Raw genomic sequence first — 4416 nt, forward strand, 5'->3', positions numbered from 1 at the left:
GGGGTCGCCTTCGACGACGCCCTGGCCGGCGCGCGCGAGGCGGGCTTCGCGGAAGAGGATCCAACCGCCGATCTGAGCGGCCTGGACGCCGCCGCCAAGCTGGCCATCCTGGCGCACGAGGCGCTGGACGGCGGACTGACGCCCGAGCGGATCGCCCGCGCGACCCTGGCCGCCGATGCGGTCCTGCCGCCGGGCCGGGTGCGTCAGCTGGCGCGGCTGGACGTGCGCACCGACCGCGCCGACGTGGCCTTCGCCGCCGCCGACGGCGACGCCCTGTTCGCCGACCTGCCGGACGAGTGGAACGCCCTGCGCGTCACCACCGGCGACGGCCGCGTCTTCACCGCCCGCGGCCGCGGCGCCGGCCGCATCCCGACGACCGAGAGCGTCTGGGCCGACCTTACCGATCTGGTCGCCGGATAAAAAAGCGCCGCCGACCCGGGTGGGTCGGCGGCGGAGAGTGCGCTTCGGTTCAGGAGTGATCAGAAGCGATAGCGGGCGCCGAAGTAAAACTGTCGGCCGGTGTGGTGGTAGACGGAGGTGCTCTGGCGATCCGCGCCGTCGCCGACGTACTGATGGTTCTCCTCGTCCGTCAGGTTGAGAGCCTCCAGCGTCAGGACCAGTTCGTCGGTCAGATTGTACGAGGCCGAGGCGTCCAGGTTGAACGTCTCCATCTTGCCTTCGACATTGTTGCCGTTCCGGCCGGGCACGTTCTGGATGTAGCTGTCGCGGAAGGCGCCCGAGACCCGCGCCGAGAACGTGTCGTCCTCATAATACACGGTGGCGTTCCACGATTCCGGCGACAGGTTGATCAGGTCGGCCGTCACGAAGGTCGTGCACAGGGCGTTGTTGCAGTAGTCGATCTCGGATTCGACGTGGGTGTAGTTCAGCTGCACGCCGAGGTTTTCCAGCGGGCCCGGCAGGAAGGTGAAGGGCTGCTGGTAGCTGATCTCGAAGCCCTTCAGCGGGCCGCCTTCGGTGTTCACCGCCGCGGTCAGCTGGAAGATGGTCGAGGACGAGCAGGTGCCCGTGCAGAAGCCCGGCGCGAAGGCCGACGGGTTCAGCGCGGTCAGGTCCGAATAGGCCAGGTCCTGACGCACGATCTGGATGTAGGTGTCGATGTCCTTGTAGAAATAGGCGAAGGACAGCAGGCTTTCGCGGGCGAAATACCACTCGATGCTGAAGTCGTAGGTGTTGGCCTGGAACGGCTCCAGCTTCACGTTGCCGATCGAGGCCGTGTAGTTCGGCCCGGTGGCGGCCAGCGAGGTGGTCGGCACCAGATAGTTGGTTCCGGCCAGGGTGTTGCCGATCTGCGGACGGGCCATGACCGTGGCCGCGCCGAAGCGGACGATCAGGTCGTCGATCGGCTCATAGCTGATGTTCAGCGACGGCAGGGTGTTGTCGTACTGGTTCTCGCCGGTGACCAGGGTGCCGCCGCCGGTCGAGCTGTAGCCCGAGGCGTTGAGCGTGGTGCTGACCTGACGCACGCCGACGTTGCCGCGGAACGGACGGCCGAACAGGTCGGTGTCCCAGTCGGCCTGCAGATAGACCGCCAGATCGTCTTCGGTGATCGACCGGTTGCCGCCGCGCGCATTGCCGTTGGTGATGCTGGTCAGGCGGAAGTCGCCTCCCGGCACGCCCGTGTCGCAGTTGCAGTAGATGTTGAACAGGCTGGCCAGGGCGCCGAGGTTGGGACGGACCCAGCTGCTGGCCGTGCCCCCGGGGATCAGGTCGGCGCCGAAGCCGGTCAGCACATTGGTGATGTCGGCCATCGTCGTACCGGCCGGAAGCACCGGAACCACGGTCTCGTCCGCGCGGCGGAACTCATAGGAGTCCGAGGTATAGCTCTTCCAGTTGATGCCCGCCTTGATCGTCAACCAGTCGCTGGCGTCATAGGCGAAGTCGGCCTGGGCGGACTCGAACACGGTGTCGACGCCGTTCGGACGGATGCGGATTTCCGAGCGCGGCACCACGGCGGTCGACGGGCGCCATTCCCAGTTGGCCGGGTTGGCGACATCGAAGCCGTAGCTGATGACCGGGGCGTTGGCGTTGCCGCGGAAGTCCCAGGAGTAGTTCTGGATATTGTTCCGGTCGAGGGTGACCGTGGTCTGGATCGGGTTCTCGAAATTCGACTCCGCGCGCCCGTAGTAGAAGCGGCCGTGCAGGCGGTCGGTGAAGTCATGCTCGGCCGTCAGGCTGACCTGCAGGTAGTCGGTCGAGAGTTCGTCGTAGCGGCTCTCGGACCGGACATCGACGTTGTTGAACACGCCGTAGACCAGCATGTTGTTCTGGACGGCGCGTCCTGGACCGTCACCTGGGGCTGGCCGCCGGCCGCGGCGTTGCGGCTGAACGACAGGGCTTCGAGGAAGTCCTCCTGACGGGTCGCGTCCAGCGAGGAATACAGCACGTCCAGAGACAGCACCGTGGTCTCGGCCGGGCGCCATTGCAGGGCGCCGGTGACGCCGAGGCGTTCCTGGCTGTGGGTCAGGCGGCCATAGCGCGGCAGACGCGGGATGAAGACGTTGCTTTGATTGGCCAGGGCGAAGGCCGTCGCGTTCGATCCGGCGGAGGCGAAGCCGCCCGAGCTGTTGGTGCCGACGGCCGGCGCCCAGCGCACCGAGCTGAAGCCTTCTTCGAGCAGGTCGCGTTCGCTGTAGGCGAGCGAGATCAGGGCGCCGAACTCGTCATTGGCGCCGAACCGGTCGCTCAGCAGCAGGGCGATGCGCGGATTGTACTGCTCCGACAGGTCGTTGTAGCCGACCTGGGCCGACATGGCGGCGGTGAAGCCGTCGTAGTCGAACGGGCGCGTGGCCTGCAGGTCGACGGTGGCGCCCAGCGAGCCCTCTTCCGTCTCGGCCGCCGCGGTCTTGCGCACGGTGATGGAGTTGAAGAGCTCCGAGGCGAAGACGTTGAAGTCGAAGCCACGGCCCCGGTTGGCGCCGCCCGAGGAGTCGGTGCCGCCGGCGGTGGCCTGTGCCTCCATGCCGTTGATGCGGGTGCGGGTGAAGTCGGCGCCCAGACCGCGAACGGTGATCGAACGGCCTTCGCCGGCGTCACGGTCGATGGCGACGCCCGGGACCCGCTGGATCGACTCGGCCAGGTTCAGGTCGGGGAAATCGGCGATGTCCTCGGCCATGATCACGTCGACCATGCTGGTCTCGCGACGTTTGGCGTCGAGGGCGGCGTTCAGGCTGGCGCGATACCCGGTGACGACGACTTCATCGATCTCGACGGTCTCGTCCTGCGGTGCGGGTTGCGGCGCGGTCTGCGCGGCGGCGGCGCCGACTCCCAACGACAGGGCGACGGCCAGACCGGACGCTCCGACGAACAGGCGACGACGAAGGGCACGGGTCATCCCCGGCTGGATAGCTTGCAACATATGCCTCCTCCCAATGGGCATACAGGACGCCGGAGTGACCCCGGTCTATCTGTTTTTGCGGTCCGACATCGCTGGCCGTTCCGTTTGACACCGGTGTCATATTCGTGCGGAATGCGCGCTGACACCGGTAGCAATCACGAGCCTAACCTGATGATCGGCGTTTTCGCAAGCGGCCTTCGACACAAAGCGGTCACAGGCTTCGCCGTGACGCTGTTCGCCGTGTCGCTTGGGGCACACATGGTCTCGGCCCAGGCCGGGCCCGAGCCGGCCGTCGCCTTCCCCGGCGCGGAGGGCGCGGGGCGTCTGGCCTCGGGCGGGCGCGGCGGCGCGGTGCTGCGGGTGACCAATCTGAACGACGCCGGTCCCGGCAGCCTGAGGGCCGCGGTCGAGGCGGACGGTCCGCGCACGGTCGTGTTCGATATCGGCGGGACGATCCGGCTGGAGACGCCGCTGCGCATCCGCCGGGGCCGCATCACCATCGCCGGCCAGACCGCGCCGGGCGGCGGGATCACCCTGCGCGACCACGCGCTGATCGTGGCCGCCGACGATGTGGTGGTGCGCCACATCCGCTCGCGGCTGGGGGACGAGAGCCGCATCGAGTCGGACGCCGTCACCATCGAGCGCGGCCGCCGCATCATCCTGGACCACGTCTCGGCCTCCTGGTCGGTGGACGAGACCCTGTCGGTCGGCAGCCGCTACGACCCGCCCGAGCGCGGCGTCTACGACGTGACCGTGCAGTGGTCCCTGATCGCCGAATCGTTGAACCGGTCGGGCCACGCCAAGGGCGATCACGGCTATGGCTCGCTGGTGCGCGGCGGGCACGGCGCGCGCTTCACCTTCCATCACAATCTGTGGGCCGCCCACCGAGCGCGCATGCCCCGCCCGGGCAACTACAATCCCCCGTCCGTCGATCCCGAGGGGCCGCGCTTCGAGTTCCGCTCCAACGTCTTCTACGACTGGGGCGGGTCGCATGCGGGCTACAACGCCGACACCGAAAGCCGCTCGGCCTACGCCTTCATCGGCAACGCCTACATCCCAGG

At 67.9% G+C, this 4416-nt stretch carries 3 protein-coding genes and 1 pseudogene; 2 read left to right on the plus strand and 2 right to left on the minus strand.

Annotated elements, in window-relative coordinates; all coding sequences use genetic code 11:
- Nucleotides 1-420 (plus strand): annotated as a pseudogene (locus Q0C81_RS16605) (homoserine dehydrogenase); the annotation flags it as partial.
- Between the two features lie 59 nt (nucleotides 421-479).
- Here the strand turns inward: Q0C81_RS16605 and Q0C81_RS16610 are convergent.
- Nucleotides 480-2279 (minus strand): TonB-dependent receptor, encoded by a 1800-nt coding sequence (locus Q0C81_RS16610; protein ID WP_291840559.1) that lies wholly within the window; start codon nucleotides 2277-2279, stop codon nucleotides 480-482.
- A complete protein-coding gene (locus tag Q0C81_RS16615; protein ID WP_291840562.1) occupies nucleotides 2189-3376 on the minus strand; it encodes a TonB-dependent receptor plug domain-containing protein in 1188 nt (395 codons plus the stop codon). Before Q0C81_RS16615 ends, Q0C81_RS16610 begins: the two co-directional genes overlap by 91 nt.
- Nucleotides 3377-3580: 204 nt before the next feature.
- Between Q0C81_RS16615 and Q0C81_RS16620 the strand changes: the two genes are divergently transcribed.
- On the plus strand, nucleotides 3581-4416 hold an 836-nt coding region (locus Q0C81_RS16620; RefSeq protein WP_367118035.1), incomplete at its 3' end, for a polysaccharide lyase family 1 protein.

Source organism: Brevundimonas sp., from assembly GCF_023259385.1.
Classification (GTDB): domain Bacteria; phylum Pseudomonadota; class Alphaproteobacteria; order Caulobacterales; family Caulobacteraceae; genus Brevundimonas.

What these genes read in the sequence shown, in the direction of transcription:
- Q0C81_RS16610 (WP_291840559.1), bottom strand. Translation starts at nt 2,279, where the DNA reads ATGCTGGTCTACGGCGTGTTCAACAACGTCGATGTCCGGTCCGAGAGC.
- Q0C81_RS16615 (WP_291840562.1), bottom strand. Translation starts at nt 3,376, where the DNA reads ATGTTGCAAGCTATCCAGCCGGGGATGACCCGTGCCCTTCGTCGTCGC.